Genomic DNA, 22,077 nt, shown 5'->3' with positions numbered 1-22,077 from the left:
CGCTCCACCCCTGCCATTGCCCCAGGCCAGGGGTGGAGCGTCGCGCCTGACCCAAAGCCGGATCAGGCGGCGTTCTTTTTCATCACGCTTGCGATGGTCTCACCAATCACGGCGGGGTTTTCGGCAACGGTCACACCGGCCGCCGACAGGATCTCCACCTTCTCGGAAGCGCTCTCGCCGAAGGCCGAGATGATCGCGCCCGCGTGGCCCATGGTGCGGCCCTTGGGTGCGGTCAGACCCGCGACATAGGCCACAACCGGCTTGGTCACGTGGTTCTTGATGTAATCCGCGGCTTCCGCTTCCTGCGGGCCGCCGATTTCACCGATCATCGCGATGACCTCGGTTTCCGGATCCTTCTCGAACCATTCAAGAATATCCTTGAAGGAGGAGCCGTTGATCGGGTCGCCGCCAATGCCGACCGAGGTCGAGATGCCCAGACCCAGCTCTTTCAGCTGCGCAGCGGCCTCATACCCCAAGGTGCCCGAACGGCCGATGATGCCCACGGTGCCCTGCAGGTAGATATGGCCCGGCATGATGCCCAGCAGCGCCTTGCCCGGCGAGATGGTGCCCGCGCAGTTCGGCCCCGTCAGGATCATCCGCTTGTCCTTGGGATAGCGGTACATATAGCGCTTCACGCGGATCATGTCCTGTGCCGGGATGCCGTCGGTTATGCAGACGCAGTAGTTGATCCCCGCATCCGCTGCTTCCATGATGGAGTCGGCAGCAAACGGCGGCGGCACAAACACCAGGGATGCATTGGCGCCGGTGGCCTCCACCGCTTCTTTCACGGTGTTGAAGACCGGCACGCCTTCGACGGTTTCGCCGCCCTTGCCCGGCACCACGCCGCCGACAACGTTGGTCCCGTATTCGATCATGTCCTTGGTGTGGAACCGGGCGATTTTGCCGGTGATGCCCTGAACGATGACTTTGCTTTCGCGATCAAGAAGGATGCTCATTTAACTGCCCTCACACGAGTGTTCTGGTCGAGGTCGTTTTTCCACGCGCCGACGGCCCGCTCAGCGGCTTCCATCAGCGAGGTTGCGCGGATCAGCGGCAGGCCGCTTTGTGCCAGGATCTTCTGGCCTTCCTCCACATTGGTGCCTGCAAGGCGGACCACAACGGGCACGTCCACTTCGACCTCGCGCAACGCCTGCACGACGCCCTCGGCCACCCAGTCGCAGCGGTTGATACCGGCGAAGATGTTGACCAGAACTGCCTGCACATTGCTGTCGGACATCACCAGGCGGAACGCCTTGGCAACCCGCTCAGGCGTTGCACCGCCGCCGATGTCCAGGAAGTTGGCAGGCTCGCCGCCGGCCAGCTTGATGGTGTCCATGGTCGCCATCGCCAGGCCTGCACCGTTGACGATGCAGCCGATGTTGCCTTCCAGGCCGACATAAGACAGGCCGCGGTCAGCAGCACGGCTTTCGCGTGGATCTTCCTGGGATTTGTCGCGCAGCTCAGCTATCTGCGGGTGACGGAACAGGGCGTTGTCGTCAAAGGTCATTTTGGCGTCCAGCGCAATGACCCGGTTGTCCGAGGTAACCACCAGCGGGTTGATCTCAACCATGGTGGCGTCCAGTTCGGAGAACGCCTGGTAGCAGCCTTTAAGGGTGCGCACCATCTGCTGCGTCATCGCCGGTTCGATGCCCAGGGCAAACGCGATTTCCCGCGCCTGGAAGTCCTGCAGGCCCACTGCCGGCTCAACAGTCGAGCGCACGATGGATTCGGGGCGCTCGGCGGAGATCTCCTCAATCTCCATGCCGCCTTCGGACGAGGCAACGATCATCACTCGCTGGCTGGAACGGTCCAGCACAAAACCGAGATAGATCTCGCGGGCGATCGGCACTGCACCTTCGACATAGACACGGTAGATGCCTTTGCCTTCGGGTCCGGTCTGGTGGGTCACCAGCTTTTTGCCGAACAGGTTCTCGGTCGCCTCATAGATCTCAGCTTCGGAGTTGCACAGTTTGACACCGCCCGCCTTGCCGCGGCCGCCTGCGTGAACCTGAGCCTTGACGATCCAGCGGTCGCCGCCCAGTTCCCGCGCGCGATAGGCCGCCTGCTCAGGGCTGTAGGCCAGCGCGCCCGGCGGAACGGTCACGCCGAAGTTGCTAAGAACTTCCTTGGCCTGATATTCGTGGATATCCATGGTCCTCTCCTCCTCATGGATGCGGAAATCTATTACTCAGCGGGCTCAAGAGCTGCTGTGTAATGCTGGTCGAGCAGGGCGTTGATCGCCTCAAGGTCGACATTTGCCCCCATGTCGTTCATCGCCTTGCCGAAGCGGTTGACGATGTCGGTGATGGCGGCAGGTGTGATCTGGTTCAGGATGCCGATGCGGACCTGGACCGGCTCCGACAGGGTCGGCCAGATGCCAAAGCCCACGGCGCGGCAGTTGCCCACCAGCTCTTTTTCGCGGCCGGCCAGATCGCCGGGCAGGTTCAAAACCACTAGGCTGGTCATGTTCGAGGTCACGTCGCAACCCATCGCGGTCACGGCATCGCGCAGGGCTTTCTCGTGGAAGGCATAGTCGCGGGCCTTCTGGGCGCGGCCATGCTGCAGGGTGATGCGCAGCGCCTCGTGGAAAGCGGCAACCGCATAGCCGGAATGGGTGCGGTGGTAAGTGCCGGCCGCGACATCCTCTCCGTCCACGATGCCCCAGTGGCGGGCTTCCAGGATCGGGTTGTGGACATAGGAATGGCAGCCGTTCTCGCGCACGGTCTGGATGTAGCGGTCGGTGAAGGACACCGGCGCATAGGTCAGCGGCAGGCAGAGCACGCCTTTCTGCGGGCAGGACGCCCAGCCGGCCACCCCCGGGTAATCGTCGATCGAAAAATCCTCGATGCCCAGCGAGGACACCGCGTCGATCAGGCCCATCACGCCGTGCTTCTCACAAGCGTCCGAGAAGCCCTTGAGGTCGTTGATACGGCCCGAGCCGGTTTCCCAATGTGCCATGAAGGCCCACTTTGGTTTCTTGTCCGCCAGCACCTGTTCCACCAGCTTGCCGGAGACCGACTCGCCATGCGGCACGTCGATCACGGTGACGGAGGCAGGCTGCGGGTTCATCGCGTCGGCGGCCAGCTCCTCGCGGGTGGCGGCCTTCATCCGGATGGTCATCGCGTCGATGCCCGAGAAGGTGCCGTTCTGGAAGGCAACCACGGTGTCGCCCGGCAGGATTGCGTTCAGCATGCAATCGAGGCCCGAGAAGCCGGTGCCGCCGACGCCGTAGGTGTAGGTGTTGGCAGTGCCCCAAAGATCGCGCAGCATCTGCTTGCACTCGATCATGCCGCGCAGCACATCCGCCTGCATGTGGTCGGCCAGGCCGGTGTTGGCAAAGGCCTGCAGCACGCGGGGGTCGGTATTACCCGGGCCAGGGCCTGCGGCCAGGGTTTCCGGGATTTCCAGGCTGGGGAAGATCGTGGGTTCTGTCATCGGGTCAAACCTCTGTTGGTGTCCGTTGCCGATGTGCCGGAGGTCACGGGCCTTCATCACGGTGGTCTTCACTGCGGGAAGGTTTGTTTCCTGTCGTGCAACATCTGTTAACCCAAGGAAACCCTAGGTCGACAAAACCCGCAACATTCCTATATCCTGCTTTTGGGTATCTAATAGGATGGTATAAAACCTACCCAAACCGGTAAAAATACCGTTGCATACCGAAACTGACCCTACCCATTCAGGTAGTTTTCAACAAAAGGGCACCAAATGGCTCCTATAAGCGACAAAGTTTCCCCGATTTCGGTCATGCTTGCTGACGCAAATCCGCTGGTGCTGTCGGCGATGTCCGAGATCTTCGACAAGGACCCGCGATTCTCGTTGGTCGCGACCTCCGCCACCGCCGAAGGCTTCCTTGGAACGGTGATGCGGGTGCCGGTCCAGGTCGGGATTATCGACTGGAACCTGCCGGCACTTGGCGGTGCCAAGCTGATCGAGGTGCTGCGCGAGCAAGCCAACGCGCCGCGGCTGGTGGTCTACGCCGACGAAAGCGGCGACGTGCCGCGCAAGGCGATGGGCGCGGGCGCGGCCGGCTTTGCGCCGCGCTCCAGCGCGGTCGAAGACGTGCTGGATACCTGCCTCGCCGTCGCCGAGGGCAAGATGGTTTTCCCCTTCCTCGACGTGCGCGGCCTGCAGGCCGATCCGATCGAGCAACTGTCCCGCCGCGAACGCACTATGCTGGAGGCACTGTCGAAAGGGCTGACCAACAAGGAGCTCAGCAAGGAGCTGGAAATCTCCACCAACACCGTGAAGTTCCACCTGTCGAACCTTTACGAAAAACTCTCGGTCAAGAACCGCGCCCAGGCGATTGCGTTCTACTACGCCAACCGCGCCGCCAAGGGGGATTTCCACCTCGAACAATGACCCCGGCGTGCCGCCCTCGCGCGAGTGTGCGCCCGCGCGTACGCGAGAGCGCGACGCGCGGGCGCACACTCGCGCGAATGTATTTAAATGAAATCTTTTTTCTTGACAGGAAACACCCTGATGGGGAATGCCTAGGGAGGAGAGGACGAAAACCCGTCACGAATGAGGAGCAAACCCATGTCATTCCACACCATCGAACAAGCCCCAGGCCGCCTGAACCGCAGCGAATTGGCGATCCCGGGATCCCAGCCGCAAATGTTTGAAAAAGCAGCGAAATCTGACGTTGACGTTATCTTCCTGGATCTCGAAGACGCGGTTGCGCCGGACGAAAAAGAACAGGCCCGCAAAAACATCATCCAGGGCCTGAACGACATCGATTGGGGCAACAAATCCATGTCGGTGCGAATCAATGGCCTCGACACCCACTACATGTACCGCGATGTAGTCGATGTTGTTGAACAGGCAGGCGAACGCCTTGACCTGATCATGGTTCCCAAAGTCGGCACCGCCGCCGATGTCTACGCCGTCGACATGCTGGTCACCCAGATCGAAGACGCCAAGGGCCTGAAGAAGCGGATCGGCTTTGAGCACATCATCGAGACCGCTCTGGGCATGCAGAATGTGAGTGAAATTGCCGCAGCCTCCAAGCGCAATGAATCGCTGCATTTCGGCGTTGCCGACTATGCCGCCTCGACGCGCGCCCGCACCACAATCATCGGCGGTGTGAACCCCGATTACTCGGTGCTGACCGACCCCGCCGCAGACGGCTCCCGCGAGGTGCATTGGGGCGATATGTGGCACTATGCGCTGGCCCGCATGGTGGTTGCTGCACGCGCCAACGGTCTGCGTCCGATCGACGGCCCGTTCGGTGATTTCCAGGATCCGGAAGGCTACAAGGCCGCCGCAAAACGCGCTGCGGTTCTGGGCTGCGAAGGTAAATGGGCCATCCACCCCAGCCAGATCGAACTGGCCAACGAGGTGATGTCGCCGTCGGATGCCGAAATCACCAAGGCACACCGCATTCTGGAAGCCATGGCCGAAGCCGAAGCCGCCGGCAAAGGCGCGGTGTCGCTGGACGGCCGCCTGATTGACTATGCTTCGATCCGTCAGGCAGAAGTGCTGGTGGAAAAAGCCAAGCAGATCGCCGGCACCTAAGCCGTCGTTCGTTTTCAAAGCTTTACGCCGCCCCGGCTCCACTGGGGCGGCTGTATGCCGCTACGCCAGGGAGATGCAGATGACCGGATTGCTGACCACCGCCAAGGCCCTGTTTCAGGCCGCCGTAGACCGGGCCGACCCGGCCCGGGCACTGCGGACGCAACTGACAGCTTCCCCTCTCCCCGCCTTGCCGGAAGGCGGCAGAAACGTGCTGCTGGCAGTGGGCAAGGCCGCCATCCCGATGATGCGCGAAGCGCTGGAGCTGATCCCCGGCACCACCCAGGCCCTGGCCATCACAAACCCGGAAAATTACACCGAAATTCCTGGCGCCACAGTGATTTGCGGCGCCCATCCGGTGCCGGATGAAACCAGCGCTGCCGCAGGTCAGGCTGCCATGGAACTGGCTCACTCCCTGGGCCCCGATGACCGGCTGATTGCGCTGATCTCCGGTGGCGGTTCCGCGCTGATGGTGGCTCCCGCCCCCGGCCTCTCGCTGGCCGGCAAGTCGGCAGTGAACAAACTGCTGCTCGCCTCCGGGCTGGAAATCAACGAGATGAATCTGATCCGCCAACAGCTGTCGGACACCAAGGGCGGCGGCCTGCTGCGTCATGCCGCACCAGCCCAAGTGCAGGCCTTCATTTTGTCAGACGTGATCGGCGACGACCTGCGCGCCATTGCCTCCGGCCCAACCGTGGCTCCCATCGGCACACGCGCTCAGGCGCGGGAAATCATGCAGCGGGCGGACATCTGGGACAGCGCGCCTGAGGCGGTCAGAAACCACCTCAGTGCCGCTGAGGTGGCCAAGGACGCCCCGCCCCGGCCACCAACACCCTGATCGGTTCCAACCGCCACAGCCTCAAGGCGATGATGGCGGCAGCCGCAGAAGACTGGAATCCCAAGCTGGTCACCCACCGGCTGGTTGGCGATGTGTCAATGGCCGCCGAAACGGTCGTTGCGGCTGCAGAGGCCGCCCCCGAGGACAAACCTGCCGCATTGATCTTCGGCGGTGAAACCACTGTTCAGCTCCGCGGCCAAGGCCTTGGCGGGCGCAATCAGGAATTGGCCCTGCGCGTTGCCAAACTGGGTGCTGACCGGCTGAATGGCGATTGGCTGTTCCTCTCCGGCGGCACTGACGGGCGTGATGGCCCTACAGACGCGGCTGGCGGCATCGCCACCCCCGCCACCTGGGCCGCGATCAAGGCTGCCGGTCATGACCCGGACGCTCTGCTTGCCGACAATGACAGCTTTGCCGCTCTCAAGGCTGCGGGCGCATTGCTGTTCACCGGCGGTACCGGCACTAATGTGGCCGATGTGCAAATCTTCCTTAGACGGCCGGATTGATCCAGCAGCCAGCCATTCACCTTTGCAAAATACTCCCGCCGGAGGCTCCCGAAAGTGCAACAGCGCTGCGCTCAAGCTGACGCGCGCGCCTCGCCCCACTCGGCAAGGTCATTGACCAGCATCAGCGCCACCCGCCGGAACACCTGGCGCAGCCGCTCCACATGCGGCCCTTCCAAGGACAGGTCCGCCAGCGCCTGATCCATGCACTGGAGCCAGTTCTCGGCGTCCTTTTCGGTGATGGGCACATGGGCATGCATCAGTTTCACGTCCATGTGGCCGTGTTTTTCTTCGTAATACCGGCGCCCGCCCATGAAACCAGACAGAAAATTAAACTGCTCCATCCGGGCATGGTCCATCCCATGCCCGCGCTTGTGCAGCTTGACGATCCGGGCGCCGACTTCCGTCTCCTCGACTATATCGTAGAACCGCTCGACCAGCGCGCGGATCACCTCTTCGCCGCCGATCTGGTCAATCAACTTCTGAACCATGTAACCTCCGTGCACCGAACCGGCCGGCCTCAGGATTGAGGCCGGGTTTTCTTGGGGTCGTAATGGGCAAAGGGTACGATCTTGGCGGGCAGGCGTTTTTGATGCCCATCAAGTTTACCGATTTCCACCTCTGTTCCCACCTCTGAACAGGATACGTCCACCCGCGCCAAAGCGATATTTTTTCCCAGCAGCGGCGACCGCATTGCAGAGGTCACCTCGCCAATTTGCGCCCGGCCAATGCGGACACAGTCACCATGCGCCACGTCAATTGCCGAGTCGATATCCAGCCCTACCAGCTTGCGCGCTGGCGTGGTCTTGCGCCGGATCAGCGCGTCGCGGCCGATAAAATCATCCTCTTTCGATTTCAGCGGCACGGTAAAGCCGATGCCCGCCTCAAACGGATCGGTCTGATCGCTGAAGTCATACCCGGCAAAGATCAGCCCGGCCTCAATCCGCACCATGTCCAGCGCCTCCAGCCCCATCGGGCGGATGCCGTGGTCCTGTCCGGCTTCCCAAACCGCGTCGAAGACATCACCAGCATGTTTCGGATGGCAGAAGATCTCATACCCTAGTTCGCCGGTGTAGCCGGTCCGCGAAACCACAACCGGGACACCATGCTCACCGCCGATGCGTGCAGGCGTGAACCGGAACCAGCCCAGTTCTTCCAGCGCCGGGTTATGCGGCATCGTCCAGATGATCTTCTTCAGCAAGTCCCGGCTCTCGGGGCCTTGCACGGCGATATTATGCTGCATGTCGGTGGATGAGCGGATCAGAACGTTCAGTCCCAGCTTTTCTGCCTGCTCGCGGATCCACTCTCCGCCATAGTCCGAGCCGCCGATCCAGCGGAAATTATCCTTGCCCAACCGGAACACGGTTCCGTCGTCGATCATACCGCCATGCGGGTAGCACATCGCGGTATAGACCACCTGTCCTACCGCCAGTTTCTTGATGTTGCGGGTAAAGATATACTGGCACAGCGCCTCTGCATCCGGACCGTGGATCTCAAACTTTCGCAAGGGCGTCAGGTCCAGCAGCACACATTTCTCGCGGCAGGCCCAGTATTCTTCCAGCGGCCCGGTACTGGCATAGCAATTGGCCAGCCAATAGCCGTTATACTCGATGAAATTGCGGGTCATCTTGCTGAGGCGGTCGTGGAAACCGGTTTCCTTGGTCATCTTGGGCTCCGATTCAGGGGTCGCGCGGTACGCAATCGCCCGCTTGAAAGTTTCTTGGCCGCTGTACGTGCGGACGTGAATATCGGTGGGGTTCCAGCCATTGGCAGCACTGGTGTCATCCGGGCAGGCAGAGCTGACACAAACCAGATCGGTCAGCGCCTTGAGCAGCACATAGTCGCCGGGCCGGGTCCAGGGCTCGTCAGCATGCATCACGCCGTGCTCATCCAGGCCGGTGTTGAAGAAGAAGTTGATTGCCATCCAGCCTGCCCGCGGCGTCACCCCGTGCCGGGCCAGAACCCCGTTGAAGTTGTCAGAACAGTTCGCATGGCCGGGATAGCCGATGTCGTCATAGTATTTCGCCGCACAGGCCAGGGCAAAGGCATCGTGACGGCCAACTGTATCCTGCACCACTTCGACAAGCGGCAGCATGTCCTGGTCATAATATTTCGCGTGCAGCCCCGGCATCGGATAAGCATGGCCCATCAGCGTCCGGGTTGTGGTCACGTCCAGCGCATGCTCGATCCCCTTGTCCAGCTTGCGGGCCGCAAAACACTGAAAATCCGTACATTGGCGCCCATCAACATCAAGCACCTGGATATAGTCGCCGGCCTTCACAAAATAGGCTTCAGCCGTTGCGCTTTTAACCCGCAGGTCCAGCACTGGATCAGCCAGCGGATCAGGCAATTCAAACCGCGCCGCCTGCTTGATCACCGCCCGCTTGACCATAGCCGTCAGCGGCGTTGCCGTATCCTGCTGTTCAAAGTCCATGATCCCGCCCGGTGCGGCGATGATCACCACACCATTTCGCTGCGCGGTAAAGCTCTCCCCGGTCTTTGCAGGCGTTGCCGCATCAAACAACCGCACCGCACCGCCCTGCGCCAAGTCGATACCGCGTGTTTCCATCCCCAGCCGCAAGCCGCGCAAGGACCGGTCCGCCGAGGTCAGCAGCGCCTTCAAACCGCCCGCATCACTGTTGGCTGCAGCGCCGATGATGCCCGCATCAATGCGCCCTTTGCCGTCAGCCGCAACGATCTCGCAAGGCTGGCCGCCCTCGTCATTAGTCACCGTCACTGTATCGCCGGCTTCCACCCGGATCAGGATCGCACCGCAACCTTCGACAACGTAACGCTCGGTCCCCGCGGGCAGTGAAAACACCGACGGCTGATACAGTCCGGACGGCTTGGGCGGCCCTTTGGCAACTTCAGGGAAGCTCATGTCATTCATCGCGCATCTCCTGTTGGACACCGGCCAAAAATTGCACAGCCGGAATATTTATTTATTGAAAAGAATATTCCGTTCCCCCACTCTAATCAACAAACATGTTGATTTTCTGCAGTAAAATGGCAGATGCCCGGGATGCGTCATTTTCCTGGGGGTGAATGCCGCAAACAAAAGGATAAGCCCGATGCACTCGTTGCTTCTTGGCCTGGCCGCGGCCCTTGCCTGGGGGCTTCATGATTTTTGCGTGCGCTTTATCTCGCAAAGAACCGGTATCCTGCCAGCCATGCTAACCGTGTTCTTGACCGGAGCGATTCTAATTGCGGCAGCGGCTTGGGCCTTTGGGGACTGGCAGGAACTGACCCCGTCCGCAGCCCGGCTGGCCGGCCTTTCCGGCGCCATCTATGCTCTTGGGTCTTACGCGCTCTACCGTGCCTTTGCATTGGGACCGGTTAAGCTGGTGGCCCCGTTGATCGGTGCTTACCCGGTACTGTCACTTGCCATGGCCATGCTGCAGGGCCAGCCGGTTGGTCCCGGCCATTGGGCTGCTATCGCTGCGGTGGTTGGCGGCGTCGGCTGCATTGCCGTCTTCTCAACCGAAGACGACGGCAGTCCGGTCAACCTGCAGGCCGCGGTCTGGGGCCTCGCGGGGCCATAGGGTTTGCCCTGACCTTTGCTACCGGCCAAGCCGCCACCCAAGCCGGCGCCGAATTGCCGGTACTCATCGTGACCCGCTTGGCTGCCATACTGATCATTCTGGGGCTTGCACTTATTGCCCGGATGGTTCAGCTGCCCTGCCGAAAAATACTGCCTCTGCTCTGCCTGATGGGTGCGCTGGATGCCTTTGCACTTGGCTTGGTGATCTACTCCGGCTCCTTGCCCCGGCCGGAATTCGCCTCAGTCAGCGCCTCGCTTTTCGGGTTGGTCACCGTAGTGCTCGCCTGGCTTTTGCTTCGCGAAAGCATGAACCGCGCACAGTGGATCAGCGTCGCCGTCACATTCGGCGGGATCGCCTGCCTGGGTTTTTAAACGCCCGGCCCCTTTTTCATCTTTCCAAAAAATACTCCCGCCGGAGGCGTCCGGCGGGAGCTGTTTGGTACAGGTTTCAGCGTTCTGCGCTGCCTCAGGCGGTCAGGCCTTCGGGCTCTTTCAGACCGTTGGCGCGGCAGCAGGCGGTGACGGTGTTCGCAAGCAGGCAGGCGATGGTCATCGGGCCGACACCGCCCGGCACCGGGGTGATGGCGCCGGCGCGCTCAGCGGCACTGGCAAAATCGACGTCGCCGACCAGCTTCATCTTGCCTTCGCCTTTTTCGGGCGCATCAATCCGGTTGATGCCGACGTCGATGACGGTGGCGCCTTCCTTGATCCAGTCGCCCGGCACCATTTCCGGGCGGCCCACGGCGGCCACCACGATGTCGGCGCGGCGCACCACTTCGGCCAGGTCCTTGGTGCGCGAATGCGCGATGGTCACGGTGCAGCTGTCGCCCAGCAAGAGCTGCGCCATCGGCTTGCCGACGATGTTGGAACGGCCGATCACAACCGCATCCATGCCCGACAGCGACCCATGATAGTCGCGCAGCATCATCAGGCAGCCCAAGGGCGTGCAGGGCACCATCGATTTCTGACCGGTGCCCAACAGGCCGACGTTGGAGATGTGGAACCCGTCCACGTCCTTTTCCGGCGCGATCGAATTGATCACCAGATCCTCGTTCATATGCCCCGGCAGCGGCAGCTGCACCAGAATGCCGTGGATCGAGGGGTCGTTGTTCAGCTGATCAACCACCGCCAGCAGATCCGCCTCGGACGTGTCCGCATCCAGCTTGTGCTCAACCGAGTTCATGCCGACCTCAACGGTCTGCTTGCCCTTGGAGCGCACATAGACCTGGCTTGCCGGGTCTTCGCCGACCAGAACCACGGCCAGGCCGGGGGTGATGCCGTGCTCTTCTTTCAGCCGCGCCACATGCCCGGCCACCTGGCCGCGCACCTTGGCCGCAAAGGCCTTGCCGTCAATCAGAGTTGCTGCCATTGCTCTCTTCCTTTTTGTGCAGGCATTCGGCCCGCCTTACTCTTCCCGGATCACCCGCGCCTCGCGGGCAATCGACCAGTCCACCAGCTGCCGCCACAGGCCTTCGATCAGATCGGGGTCCAGCCCCTCCCCTTCCGCGGCGGCGCGGGCATTCATGACCACTTCCTCAACCCGTTCCGGGATCCGCGCCGGCCAGCCGTTGGCTTGCTTCAGCCGGATCGCCCGGTCGATATAGCCCGCCCGGGCGGCCAGAAGCTGCACCAGCTCAATATCCAGCCGGTCAATCTGGGCCCGCACCTCTGCCATCGACTGGCAGTCCTGCGGCGGTGTCTCTGTGCTCATGCGTCAGAACCTCGGCTTTCATTGCTTTGGGCCATGTGAGGTTCTGACCATTTTTGGTGGTCGCGCAATTGATTCCGAAAACCGGTTCCCGTCTTCGTCCCCTCGGACCAGTGGCGGTGCCTCAGACTTCGGATTGCGCTTGAAACTCCAGCGGCCCGGGATGTCCCGGGCCGCTGAATGTCGCATATCCTGTCTTAGAACAAGCCTTCGATCTGGCCGTCGTCATTCAGGCGGATGGTTTCCGAGGCCGGTTTGCGCGGCAGGCCCGGCATCGTCATGATCTCGCCGCAGACCGCGACGATGAAGCCGGCACCGGCTGACAGGCGGACCTCACGCACCGGAACCGAATGGCCGGTGGGCGCGCCGCGCAAGCTCGGGTCGGTCGAGAAGGAATACTGGGTTTTCGCCATGCAGACCGGCAGATTGCCGTAGCCTGCGTCTTCCCATTCCTTCAGCTGGTTGCGGATCTTGTTGTCGGCCAGCACCTCGTCGGCGCGGTAGATGCGCTTGGCGATGGTGTCGATCTTGTCGAACAGCGACATCTCGTCCGGGTAGATCGGCGCAAAGTTGGCCTGGCCCGCATCGACGATTTCCACAACCTTCTCGGCCAGCGGCGCAGAGCCTTCCGAGCCCAGCTCCCAGTGGCGCGACAGCACCGCCTCGACGCCATGGGTGGCGGCGTAGGCTTTGACAGCGTCCACTTCGGCATCGGTGTCGGTGACGAAGTGGTTGATCGCAACCACAACCGGCACACCAAAGGATTTGATGTTCTCGATGTGGCGGCCCAGGTTGGCGCAGCCGTTGTTCACAGCTTCGACGTTCTCAGCACCCAGGTCCGCCTTGGCGACGCCGCCGTTCATCTTCATCGCGCGCACGGTGGCAACCAGCACAACCGCGGACGGCGCGATGCCTGCCTTGCGGCATTTGATGTTCATGAACTTCTCGGCGCCGAGGTCAGCGCCAAAGCCTGCCTCAGTCACCACATAGTCTGCGACTTTCAGCGCGGTCTTGGTGGCAATCACCGAGTTGCAGCCATGCGCGATGTTGGCGAACGGGCCGCCGTGCACAAACGCCGGGTTGTTTTCCAGGGTCTGCACCAGGTTCGGCTGCATCGCGTCCTTCAGCAGAACGGTCATCGCGCCTTCGGCCTTGATGTCGCGGCAGTAGACCGGGGTCTTGTCGCGGCGGTAGGCCACGATGATGTCGCCAAGGCGCTTTTCCAGGTCCTTCAGATCGTTCGCGAGGCAGAGGATCGCCATCACTTCGGAGGCCACGGTGATGTCAAAACCGGCTTCGCGCGGGAAACCGTTGGAGACACCGCCCAGCGACGCGGTGATCACCCGCAGGGCCCGGTCGTTCATGTCCACAACCCGGCGCCATGCAACGCGGCGGGTGTCGATCTCGCACTCATTGCCCCAGTAGATGTGGTTGTCGATCATCGCCGACAGCAGCGAGTGGGCCGAGGTGATGGCGTGGAAGTCGCCGGTGAAGTGGAGGTTCATTTCCTCCATCGGCACCACTTGCGCGTAACCGCCGCCTGCAGCGCCGCCCTTCATGCCGAAGTTCGGGCCCAGCGAGGCCTCGCGGATACAGATCATCGCGTTCTTGCCGATCCGGTTCAGACCATCGCCCAGACCCACGGTGGTGGTGGTCTTGCCTTCGCCCGCAGGCGTCGGGTTGATCGCGGTCACCAGGATCAGCTTGCCGTCTTCCTTGGACTGAACCGAGTTGATGAACGACTGGGACACCTTTGCCTTGTCGTGGCCGTAGGGCAGCAGATCATCGCTGGAAATCCCGATCTTCGCACCAATCTCCTGGATCGGCTTCTTCTGCGCTTCACGCGCAATCTCGATGTCACTCTTGTAGCTCATGGCTCTCTCCCTTTTGCCGAATCTTCTGGCTGAAACCCCGTGGCGCGTGCCCTGTCGAGGTGCTTTATATTCCTATTAATTAAATTATTTTCCTGCACGTCAACACATTCCTGACCACATTCGCCTGAAAAACAGGGCCTTTTCAGTGTTTCGGACGCCGATCGGAAACAGGCGGAATTTCACCCGGGGTAAAGACGGCGCATATGCGGCAAGTGCTGCCGCAAACAAAAAGGGCCCGGGCAATGCCCGGGCCGTGCAGGGTCCGGCCCGAAGGCCAGACAGGGGAATCACTGCCGGGTCAGATATCCAGCGTGTTGTCCTTTTCCCAGCGGGAGAAGTGGTTGACGAAAGAGTTCCATTCCTGCTGCTTCATCTTCAGGTAGGCTGCCGAGAACTCCTCGCCCATCATCGCCTTCAGGCCATCGTCTTTGTCGTAGAACCGCAGCGCATCCAGCATGTTGAGCGGCAGCTTCGGCGCGTCGGTGATGGTGTGGCCTTCGGCATACATGTCGATGTCATGGCGCGGGCCTGGATCCGCCTTGGCGCGGACACCGGAAAGGCCGGCGGCAATGATCACTGCTTGCAGCAGATAGGGGTTCACCGCGCCGTCAGGCAGGCGCAGCTCAAACCGGCCGGGACCGGGGACACGCACCATATGGGTCCGGTTGTTGCCAGTCCAGGTGACGGTGTTCGGCGCCCAGGTTGCCCCCGACATGGTACGCGGCGCGTTGATGCGCTTGTAGGAGTTCACCGTCGGATTGGTGATCGCTGCCAAGGCCGAGGCGTGCTTCATAATGCCGCCCAGGAACCAGCCACCCTGTTCGGACAGACCCAGTTCCGCAATATCGCCAGCGCCCTTTTCGGCGGCAAAGACATTGGTGCGCGAATCCGCGCCCGGCGCGTCCCAGACCGAGATATGCGCATGGCAGCCATTGCCGGTAAGACCCTCTACCGGTTTGGGCATGAAAGTCGCACGGAAGCCGTGCTTTTCCGCCACCGATTTTGCCATGAACTTGAAAAAGCTGTGCTTGTCAGCGGTCGCCAGGGCGTCGTCGAAGTCCCAGTTCATTTCCCACTGGCCGTTGGCGTCCTCGTGGTCGTTCTGATACGCGCCCCAGCCCAGCTCCAGCATGTAATCGCTGATTTCGCGGATCACATCCAAACGGCGCATCATTGCCTGCTGATCATAGCAGGGCTTTTCGGCATTATCGAAGGGATCCGAGATTTCCTCGCCATCGGGGGTCAGCAGGAAGAACTCGGCCTCAATGCCGGTTTTCACATGCAGGCCCTCGTCCGCGGCCTCCTTGATCAGGCGGCGCAGCACGTTGCGCGGCGCCTGGGCGACGTCTTCGCCTTCCATCACGCAATTGCCTGGAACCCAGGCGATTTCCTTGTTCCAAGGCAGCTGGATCACCGCGTCGGGATCCGGCACTGCCAGCATGTCGGGATGCGCCGGTGTGAGGTCAAGCCAGGTGGCAAAACCGGCAAAACCTGCGCCGTCTTTCTGCATATCCGCGATCGCCCGCGCCGGCACCAGTTTAGCGCGCTGGCCACCGAACAAGTCGGTGAAGGAGATCATGAAATACTTAACGCCTTTTTCTTTTGCGAAAGCAGCCAGATCTGTTGTCATGGTCCCACTCCCTTTCCCTGTTGAACGTATTTTGAAAAAGGCGCGGCCATTGCCCGGCCGCGCCTGCCAATCATCAGAACCCTGCTTTGCCAGGGTACCAGTCGGTACCGGCCAGCGGCACACGCGCCATGGCGGCAGCCTCCATTGTCAGGGCGCACAGATCCTCGGGCTCGAGGTTGTGCAAATGGTTGTGGCCGCAAGCGCGCGCAATGGTCTGCGCTTCCAGCGTCATTACCTTAAGATAGTTGCGCAGACGGCGGCCGGCTTCAACGGGATCGACGCGCTTCATCAGTTCGGGATCCTGAGTGGTGATACCAGCAGGGTCCATACCTTCGTGCCAGTCGTCATAGGCGCCGGTGGTGGTGCCCAGCTTCTGGTACTCGCTTTCCCATTTCGGATCATTGTCGCCCAGCGCGATCAGCGCTGCAGTGCCGACGGCCACCGCATCTGCGCCCAGCGCCATCGCCTTGGCCACATCTGCGCCGGTGCGGATGCCGCCGGAGACAACCAGCTGCACTTCGCGGTGCACGCCCAGATCCTGCAGCGCCTGCACGGCAGGGCGGATACAGGCCAGCGTCGGCAGGCCGACATGTTCGATAAAGACGTCCTGAGTGGCGGCGGTGCCGCCTTGCATACCGTCCAAAACCACCACGTCTGCGCCGGCCTTAACCGCCAGCGCGGTGTCGTAATAGGGCCGGGTGCCGCCAACCTTGATATAGATCGGCACCTGCCAGTCGGTGATTTCACGCAGTTCCAGGATCTTGATTTCCAGATCGTCCGGGCCGGTCCAATCCGGGTGGCGGCAGGCAGAACGCTGGTCGATACCTTTCGGCAAGGTACGCATATGCGCGACCCGGTCCGAGATTTTCTGACCCAGCAGCATACCGCCGCCGCCGGGTTTGGCGCCCTGGCCGACCACAATCTCAATCGCATCAGCCTTGCGCAGATCATCCGGGTTCATGCCGTAGCGGGACGGCAGATACTGATAAACCAGCTTGCTGGAATGACCACGCTCTTCCGGGGTCATGCCGCCGTCGCCAGTGGTGGTCGAGGTGCCTGCAGCGGATGCACCGCGGCCCAAGGCCTCCTTGGCGGGGCCGGACAGCGCGCCAAAGCTCATGCCGGCGATGGTGATCGGGATATCCAGCTCAATCGGCTTTTTGGCAAAACGGGTGCCAAGCGTCACCTTGGTTTCGCATTTCTCGCGGTAGCCCTCCAACGGATAGCGCGATACCGAGGCGCCGAGGAACAACAGGTCATCGAAATGCGGCACCTTGCGCTTGGCGCCGCCACCGCGGATGTCATAGATCCCGGTCGCCGCAGCGCGGCGGATTTCTGCGTTGATCGGGTTGGTGAAGGTCGCCGACTGGATCGGCTCGGTGCGGGGGATTTTAGTATCCTGATCTGACATAGCCTTAATCCTTAGTACGCTTGCGCGTTGTCGACATCGAAGTTGTAAAGCTGACGGGCCGACCCGTAGCGCTTGAACTCCTCCGGCTTGGCATCAGCGCCGGCGCGCGCCAGCAGATCCTTTAGGATCGCGATATGCTCGGGGCGCATTTCCTTCTCGATGCAATCCGCGCCCAGGCTCTTGACCGAGCCGCGCACAAAGAACCGCGCTTCATAGCAGCTGTCGCCCAGCGCGTCGCCGGCATCGCCCAGCACCACCAGGTTGCCCGCCTGCGCCATGAAGGCGCACATGTGGCCGATGTTGCCATGCACAACGATGTCGATGCCCTTCATCGATATCCCGCAGCGCGAGGAGGCGTTGCCCTTGATCACCAGCAACCCGCCATGGCCGGTGGCACCGGCATACTGGCTGGCGTCGCCTTCGACGATCACGGTGCCGGACATCATGTTTTCAGCGACACCGGGACCAACCGAGCCTTCGACCCTGACAGTCGCCTGCTGGTTCATGCCGGCGCAATAGTAGCCGGTGGACCCTTTGACAGTGACTTCAATCGGCGAATTCAGACCCACGGCAATTGCATGGCTGCCCTTGGCGTTCACAATTTCCCAGGCGGTTTTGTTGGTGCCGCCATTCTGTTCCTGCAAGGTCGAGTTCAGACCGCGCAGGCCATTTGCTTCAAGATCATATGTCTGCATCTTAATGGTTCCAGAAGTAAACGGTTGCGGGTTCGGGCTCCCAGACGCGGGCGTCTTCGATGCCCGGCAGGTTCACCAGTGCGCGGTATTCGCTGCCGAAGGCCACATACTGGTCGGTCTCTGCCATCACGGCCGGCTTGCAGGCGATCGGGTCGCGGACCACGCCAAAACCGTCCTTGGTGCCCACAACAAAGTTAAAGAAACCGTCCAGATCCTCCAGAGTACCTTCCAGCGCTTCCCCCAGAGTGGCACCGTTCTGCATCTTCCAGGTCAGATAGGCCGCGCCCACTTCGGTGTCGTTCTGGCTTTCGATCCGCACACCGTCCCGGCGCAGCTTGCGGCGCAGCGAGTTGTGGTTGGAAAGCGAGCCGTTATGCACCAGGCACTGATCCGAACCGGTGGAGAACGGGTGTGCGCCCTCGGTGGTCACGGCAGATTCCGTGGCCATACGGGTGTGGCCGATGCCATGGGTGCCGCCCATGCCGCGCACGTCGAAACGCTCGGCGACTTTTTCCGGCAGGCCCACTTCCTTGTAGATCTCGATGGTGTCGCCTGCGCTCATGACACGCAAGCCGGGGCGCAGTTCAGCCAGCGCGCTGCGGGCTTCCTCTGCTTTGCCCGCGGGCACATCCAGCACCGCGTGGGTATCGATCACCCGGATCGACACATCGGTGCTCAGCGCTTCTGCCAACGCACCTTCCAGCCCGTCAAAGGCCTCGTCCGGCACATCAGACTGAACGGTAAGCTTGGTGTGCCCGTCCGTCTCTGATCCATAGATTGCGATGCCCGCACTGTCCGGACCGCGGTCCGTCATGGTGATGAGCATATCTGTGAGCATATCGCCCAATTTCGGCTCAAGTGATTTGTCTTTTAGAAAAAGACCGACAATCCCGCACATGGGTAAGCCTCCTGCTTTTCATCTCGAATCAACGCTAGCAGTTTGCGATCTGCCATTCAACTCTTGTGAAACTTTTTTTCCTAGGAAGGTATGGTGGGACGCGCCAATCTGGCGCGTCCCTGAAGGGGCAGAGTTAATATTTTTCAAGCAAGGAGTTTATTTTGTCCTTATCTCCCATTTGCTTGGCCTTCTCCAAATGGGCGCCCTCACGCACAAACTGTATCCGGTGCCAGGCAATCCAGAAGACGACCCCCAGGACCACCATCAATCCTTCTGATCCCTGGAAGGGGTAGACCGCCCCTACCTCGGCCAGGTCCACTGCCCAACTGTCGTAACCGATCGTAGACATTTCAATTCTCCTTATTCAGCTGGAACACTGCCACCGTTCAGCGCTGCTTTGTCAGCGGCGATGATTTCGGCCTTGGCTTCTTCGTAGGCATGATGTTCGGCGTAATCGAGACCTTGCAGTTCGACCTCAACCGGGATGCGCAGCACACCTGCGGCGGCCTGCATCTTGGCGATCAGGAAACCCGGCAGCCAACCCAGAACACCAAACATGATCACCGCGCCAATGGTCTGACCAACCGGGTTCACGGTTGCATACCCCTCATACGGCGAGCTCGGCGCACCCCACAGCAAGAACCCTGCAAGGATCAGTCCGACAATGCCCGAGTACCCGTGTACGGCAACCGCACCAACAGCGTCATCCAGCTTAAATCTGCGTTCGACCCAATAGTGCAGATTGTAGACGATCACGACCCCAACGGCGCCAACCAGCATCGCCTGGATCGGGTGATACAAATCATTACCCGCAGAGGCGGTAATGATCCCGGCCAGACCGCCGGAAAAGGTCCAGAATGCATCGCCCTTGGACACCACATAGGCCGCCATCAGACCGCCTGACAGCGACATCAGGAAGTTGAAGGTGATCGCAGACAACGAAGTCGGTGCCAGATAGATATTGGTTGCGGTCCAAGTGTCGCCAGTCAGCAAGCCACCAATGCCTTCAGGTGAGATTACCGGAATGTTGCAGGCCGCATAAAAGCCCCAGAACCCGGAATAGATCAGGAAGATACCAATGGTCAGCATCCAGGGATTATGCGGCGGGATATCGCGCGGCGTGCCGTCAGCGGCAAACTTGCCCAGGCGAGGGCCAAGAACCATGATCACACCCAGCGCGTAACCGCCGGCAATCGCGTGGATCACACCAGATGCATAGGCATCGTGATAGCCGAGGTATTTCACCATCCAGCCTTCGGCATGCCAGCCCCAGGCCGCATCAATGATCCAGAACACCGAGCCGATCATCACCGCGTGCACCCACAATGCGGATGACCGGATCCGTTCGATCACAGCGCCCGACACAATCGACGCAGCAGTCCAGGAAAACAGCAGGAACGCTGCCCAGAACACACCGGTGATCCGGTCGGACAGGTTGGTGGCCATATTCTGCGACCACGGCAAGTTTGCCGCGCCGGCCTCGTGGTTCAGGCCTCCGAAGAACGGGAAGTTCGGGAATGCCCAGTAAATCCACCAGCCGAAGAAGAAGAATGTCACCGTGACCAGGGGAATGATCATGATGTTCTTCATCAGCGTGTGCATATGGTTGCGGTGGCGGCTGGCGCCGACCTCATACATGCAGAACCCCACATGTATGAGGAACATGAAGACAACGGTCACCCAGTAGTAGAACTCGGTGAACACCGTTGTTAACGCGTTCAGATTTCCATCCAATGTTTTGCCCTCCTGTTGGCAGTTCACCCGGGCATTTTTTGCCTCTCGGGAATATTATTTTCATTTATTATTGTGTCTCAGGAGGTCAGGCTGTCAATAATCATGTGAAAGTTTGTTCACCCTCAGAAAAGCTCAAACTGCCATGCAAACGCCTTTGCTGCGCTCCTGTCAGCCGCTTAAAGCCTACCCTCTCAAGGGTTTAAGGCGTTCTGCCTTCATCCCCCTTACGGCAGCCTCCCAGGCCCTGGGCATTAGGCAGATGAGTGGCGCAATCGTGGATTTGCGACAAAATCAAGCGAATCTCCGGCACCGGATGGGGGCGATTCTCCCCTGAAACAGGGCACTCTGCAGCCGTCTCCGCCACAAGCAGCCTGCCAAAAAGACCATTTCGGGCCAATCCTTGCCGCAAACCCGTTCGGAATCGGCCTTTTAAGCAAAATCTTTTTCCTGCTAGGAATAATCGTTGACACAGCGCCCCCTCTTTTGGCTAACTGGACCGGACCAATGGAACCAAATCGAGAAATTTGGTCCACCACTATCAGGGAGACATAGACGATGGCCATTATCTGGCGGACTTCAGCACTGGCTCAGCGGCACAAGGAAATCGGCGGTGAGCTGGAAGATTGGAACGGCATGGGAACCGCCTGGTTCTATGACCACAGCCCTGAACGCGCCAAAGCCGACTATGAGGCGGTCCGCACCAAGGCCGGCCTTATGGACGTATCAGGCTTGAAAAAAGTCCACGTCGTGGGTGAACACGCAGCCCAGGTCATCGACCGGGTCACCACCCGCAACGTCGAAAAGATCATGCCCGGCCGCTCAACCTATGCATCGATCCTGAACGATCAGGGCAAATTCGTCGACGATTGCATCATCTACCGCCTGTCGGTGAACAGCTGGATGGTTGTGCATGGCACCGGAACCGGCATGGAGCAGCTGAACGCGGTTGCCGCAGGCAAGAACTGTTCGGTGATCTTCGATGACAATCTGCACGACATGTCGCTGCAGGGGCCGGTCGCTGTTGATTTTCTGGCCGAATATGTGCCGGGCATCCGCGATCTGGCCTACTTCGGCATCATCCAGACCAAGCTGTTCGGCTGCCCGGTGATGATCTCCCGCACCGGCTATACCGGTGAACGCGGGTATGAGATTTTCTGCCAGTCCAAAGACGCGGTTCACCTGTGGGACAGTATCCTGGAAGAGGGCAAAGGCCTGGGCATCGTCCCGGTCCAGTTCTCGACGCTCGACCTCTTGCGCACCGAAAGCTACCTGCTGTTTTACCCGGGCGACAACTCTGAGACTTATCCGTTCAACGATGAAACCTGCGGCGACACCCTGTGGGAGCTGGGACTGGAGTTCACCGTATCCCCCGGCAAGACCGGCTTCATCGGCGCCGAGAACCACTATGCCGCTGAAGGCAAGGAGCGGTTCAAGATCTACGGCGTCGTGCTGGCAGGCACCACCCCGGCGGATGAGGGCGCGGATTTGCTGCAGAACGGCGAGAAAGTCGGCGTGGTCACCTACGGCATGTACTCCGACGTAAACAAGCACAACGTGGGCATCGCGCGGATGCCGGTGGCCTGCGCCAAGCCGGGCACCGAGCTGACAGTCCGCAATGGCGATGGCACCGAGATTGCAGCCACCGCCGAAGAAATGCCCTTCTATGACAAGGACAAATCGATCCGCACCGCAAAGGGCTGATCCGGATCCTGGGCGTCCCCCCTTTGGGGGCGC

Annotated in this window: 21 protein-coding genes; 7 read left to right on the top strand and 14 right to left on the bottom strand. The window is 60.8% G+C overall.

What is annotated here, in order from left to right; all coding sequences use genetic code 11:
- Positions 1-62: 62 nt before the first annotated feature.
- The 3 genes from sucD to ETW23_RS00260 are packed head-to-tail and all read right to left on the bottom strand — an operon-like array spanning position 63 to position 3,435.
- The gene (sucD, locus tag ETW23_RS00270; RefSeq protein WP_129372293.1) at positions 63-956 is read right to left on the bottom strand and encodes a succinate--CoA ligase subunit alpha; all 894 of its coding nucleotides are present in this window, start codon (positions 954-956) and stop codon (positions 63-65) included.
- Complete coding sequence (locus ETW23_RS00265; protein WP_129372294.1) at positions 953-2,152, bottom strand: malate--CoA ligase subunit beta; 1,200 nt, start codon at positions 2,150-2,152, stop codon at positions 953-955. The genes sucD and ETW23_RS00265 overlap by 4 nt, the downstream gene beginning before the upstream one ends.
- A gap of 32 nt (positions 2,153-2,184) precedes the next feature.
- A complete protein-coding gene (locus tag ETW23_RS00260) occupies positions 2,185-3,435 on the bottom strand; it encodes an aminotransferase class V-fold PLP-dependent enzyme (RefSeq protein ID WP_134828734.1) in 1,251 nt (416 codons plus the stop codon).
- 309 nt (positions 3,436-3,744) lie between these two features.
- Here ETW23_RS00260 and ETW23_RS00255 point away from each other — a divergent pair, with 309 nt between their 5' ends.
- From ETW23_RS00255 to ETW23_RS26630, 4 genes are all read left to right on the top strand, one after another.
- Entirely contained in the window at positions 3,745-4,359 is a 615-nt protein-coding gene (locus tag ETW23_RS00255; protein WP_129372974.1) for a response regulator transcription factor, read from the top strand.
- Between the two features lie 177 nt (positions 4,360-4,536).
- Positions 4,537-5,514 carry a CoA ester lyase gene (locus ETW23_RS00250; protein ID WP_134828733.1) on the top strand — a complete coding sequence of 326 codons (978 nt, stop codon included), beginning with the start codon at positions 4,537-4,539 and terminating at the stop codon, positions 5,512-5,514.
- A gap of 79 nt (positions 5,515-5,593) precedes the next feature.
- Entirely contained in the window at positions 5,594-6,349 is a 756-nt protein-coding gene (locus ETW23_RS26635) for a DUF4147 domain-containing protein (protein ID WP_368075863.1), read from the top strand.
- 29 nt (positions 6,350-6,378) lie between these two features.
- On the top strand, positions 6,379-6,855 hold the full coding sequence (locus tag ETW23_RS26630; protein ID WP_368075862.1) for an MOFRL family protein: 477 nt from the start codon (positions 6,379-6,381) through the stop codon (positions 6,853-6,855).
- 71 nt (positions 6,856-6,926) lie between these two features.
- Here the strand turns inward: ETW23_RS26630 and ETW23_RS00240 are convergent, their stop codons facing one another.
- Positions 6,927-7,343 carry a group II truncated hemoglobin gene (locus ETW23_RS00240; protein WP_134828732.1) on the bottom strand — a complete coding sequence of 139 codons (417 nt, stop codon included), beginning with the start codon at positions 7,341-7,343 and terminating at the stop codon, positions 6,927-6,929.
- Between the two features lie 29 nt (positions 7,344-7,372).
- A complete protein-coding gene (gene tdm, locus ETW23_RS00235; protein ID WP_134828731.1) occupies positions 7,373-9,742 on the bottom strand; it encodes a trimethylamine-oxide aldolase Tdm in 2,370 nt (789 codons plus the stop codon).
- 181 nt (positions 9,743-9,923) lie between these two features.
- Between tdm and ETW23_RS25525 the strand changes: the two genes are divergently transcribed.
- The gene (locus ETW23_RS25525) at positions 9,924-10,394 is read left to right on the top strand and encodes an EamA family transporter (RefSeq protein WP_254695098.1); all 471 of its coding nucleotides are present in this window, start codon (positions 9,924-9,926) and stop codon (positions 10,392-10,394) included.
- Entirely contained in the window at positions 10,277-10,765 is a 489-nt protein-coding gene (locus tag ETW23_RS25520; protein WP_368075861.1) for an EamA family transporter, read from the top strand. The genes ETW23_RS25525 and ETW23_RS25520 overlap by 118 nt, the downstream gene beginning before the upstream one ends.
- A gap of 94 nt (positions 10,766-10,859) precedes the next feature.
- On the opposite strand, the gene folD is transcribed toward ETW23_RS25520, so the two are convergent.
- From folD to ETW23_RS00185, 9 genes are all read right to left on the bottom strand, one after another.
- A complete protein-coding gene (folD, locus tag ETW23_RS00225; protein WP_134828730.1) occupies positions 10,860-11,762 on the bottom strand; it encodes a bifunctional methylenetetrahydrofolate dehydrogenase/methenyltetrahydrofolate cyclohydrolase FolD in 903 nt (300 codons plus the stop codon).
- A gap of 36 nt (positions 11,763-11,798) precedes the next feature.
- A complete protein-coding gene (locus ETW23_RS00220; RefSeq protein WP_134828729.1) occupies positions 11,799-12,104 on the bottom strand; it encodes a chorismate mutase in 306 nt (101 codons plus the stop codon).
- A 194-nt stretch (positions 12,105-12,298) separates the two neighbouring features.
- On the bottom strand, positions 12,299-13,975 hold the full coding sequence (locus ETW23_RS00215) for a formate--tetrahydrofolate ligase (RefSeq protein ID WP_134828728.1): 1,677 nt from the start codon (positions 13,973-13,975) through the stop codon (positions 12,299-12,301).
- A 298-nt stretch (positions 13,976-14,273) separates the two neighbouring features.
- The gene (gene glnT, locus ETW23_RS00210; protein ID WP_134828727.1) at positions 14,274-15,605 is read right to left on the bottom strand and encodes a type III glutamate--ammonia ligase; all 1,332 of its coding nucleotides are present in this window, start codon (positions 15,603-15,605) and stop codon (positions 14,274-14,276) included.
- Positions 15,606-15,678: 73 nt separating this feature from the next.
- Entirely contained in the window at positions 15,679-17,016 is a 1,338-nt protein-coding gene (locus ETW23_RS00205; RefSeq protein WP_129372302.1) for an FMN-binding glutamate synthase family protein, read from the bottom strand.
- An 11-nt stretch (positions 17,017-17,027) separates the two neighbouring features.
- Positions 17,028-17,711 (bottom strand): protein GlxC, encoded by a 684-nt coding sequence (locus ETW23_RS00200; protein ID WP_129372303.1) that lies wholly within the window; start codon positions 17,709-17,711, stop codon positions 17,028-17,030.
- Between the two features lies 1 nt (position 17,712).
- Positions 17,713-18,609, bottom strand: a complete 897-nt coding sequence (locus ETW23_RS00195; RefSeq protein ID WP_134828726.1) for a glutamine amidotransferase family protein — start codon at positions 18,607-18,609, stop codon at positions 17,713-17,715.
- 133 nt (positions 18,610-18,742) lie between these two features.
- Positions 18,743-18,958 carry a hypothetical protein gene (locus ETW23_RS00190; protein WP_129372305.1) on the bottom strand — a complete coding sequence of 72 codons (216 nt, stop codon included), beginning with the start codon at positions 18,956-18,958 and terminating at the stop codon, positions 18,743-18,745.
- A gap of 11 nt (positions 18,959-18,969) precedes the next feature.
- Complete coding sequence (locus ETW23_RS00185) at positions 18,970-20,343, bottom strand: ammonium transporter (RefSeq protein WP_129372306.1); 1,374 nt, start codon at positions 20,341-20,343, stop codon at positions 18,970-18,972.
- Positions 20,344-20,898: 555 nt separating this feature from the next.
- Between ETW23_RS00185 and ETW23_RS00180 the strand changes: the two genes are divergently transcribed.
- A complete protein-coding gene (locus ETW23_RS00180) occupies positions 20,899-22,044 on the top strand; it encodes an aminomethyltransferase family protein (RefSeq protein WP_134828725.1) in 1,146 nt (381 codons plus the stop codon).
- The last annotated feature ends 33 nt before the right edge of the window (positions 22,045-22,077 follow it).

Source organism: Leisingera sp. NJS201 (assembly GCF_004535885.1).
In the GTDB taxonomy this organism is placed as follows: Bacteria; Pseudomonadota; Alphaproteobacteria; order Rhodobacterales; family Rhodobacteraceae; genus Leisingera.
Note: the sequence above shows the minus strand (reverse complement) of the source record. Positions and strands in the feature narration are given on the sequence as shown.

Bases quoted from the DNA above. Each gene is read 5' to 3' on its own strand.
- folD (WP_134828730.1), bottom strand. From the start codon at position 11,762: ATGGCAGCAACTCTGATTGACGGCAAGGCCTTTGCGGCCAAGGTGCGC.
- ETW23_RS00190 (WP_129372305.1), bottom strand. From the start codon at position 18,958: ATGTCTACGATCGGTTACGACAGTTGGGCAGTGGACCTGGCCGAGGTA.
- ETW23_RS00205 (WP_129372302.1), bottom strand. From the start codon at position 17,016: ATGTCAGATCAGGATACTAAAATCCCCCGCACCGAGCCGATCCAGTCG.
- ETW23_RS00255 (WP_129372974.1), top strand. From the start codon at position 3,745: ATGCTTGCTGACGCAAATCCGCTGGTGCTGTCGGCGATGTCCGAGATC.
- ETW23_RS00215 (WP_134828728.1), bottom strand. From the start codon at position 13,975: ATGAGCTACAAGAGTGACATCGAGATTGCGCGTGAAGCGCAGAAGAAG.
- ETW23_RS25525 (WP_254695098.1), top strand. From the start codon at position 9,924: ATGCACTCGTTGCTTCTTGGCCTGGCCGCGGCCCTTGCCTGGGGGCTT.
- ETW23_RS00180 (WP_134828725.1), top strand. From the start codon at position 20,899: ATGGCCATTATCTGGCGGACTTCAGCACTGGCTCAGCGGCACAAGGAA.
- ETW23_RS26630 (WP_368075862.1), top strand. From the start codon at position 6,379: ATGATGGCGGCAGCCGCAGAAGACTGGAATCCCAAGCTGGTCACCCAC.
- ETW23_RS00240 (WP_134828732.1), bottom strand. From the start codon at position 7,343: ATGGTTCAGAAGTTGATTGACCAGATCGGCGGCGAAGAGGTGATCCGC.
- ETW23_RS00195 (WP_134828726.1), bottom strand. From the start codon at position 18,609: ATGTGCGGGATTGTCGGTCTTTTTCTAAAAGACAAATCACTTGAGCCG.
- glnT (WP_134828727.1), bottom strand. From the start codon at position 15,605: ATGACAACAGATCTGGCTGCTTTCGCAAAAGAAAAAGGCGTTAAGTAT.
- sucD (WP_129372293.1), bottom strand. From the start codon at position 956: ATGAGCATCCTTCTTGATCGCGAAAGCAAAGTCATCGTTCAGGGCATC.
- ETW23_RS00220 (WP_134828729.1), bottom strand. From the start codon at position 12,104: ATGAGCACAGAGACACCGCCGCAGGACTGCCAGTCGATGGCAGAGGTG.
- ETW23_RS00265 (WP_129372294.1), bottom strand. From the start codon at position 2,152: ATGGATATCCACGAATATCAGGCCAAGGAAGTTCTTAGCAACTTCGGC.
- ETW23_RS26635 (WP_368075863.1), top strand. From the start codon at position 5,594: ATGACCGGATTGCTGACCACCGCCAAGGCCCTGTTTCAGGCCGCCGTA.
- ETW23_RS00260 (WP_134828734.1), bottom strand. From the start codon at position 3,435: ATGACAGAACCCACGATCTTCCCCAGCCTGGAAATCCCGGAAACCCTG.
- ETW23_RS00250 (WP_134828733.1), top strand. From the start codon at position 4,537: ATGTCATTCCACACCATCGAACAAGCCCCAGGCCGCCTGAACCGCAGC.
- ETW23_RS00200 (WP_129372303.1), bottom strand. From the start codon at position 17,711: ATGCAGACATATGATCTTGAAGCAAATGGCCTGCGCGGTCTGAACTCG.
- tdm (WP_134828731.1), bottom strand. From the start codon at position 9,742: ATGAATGACATGAGCTTCCCTGAAGTTGCCAAAGGGCCGCCCAAGCCG.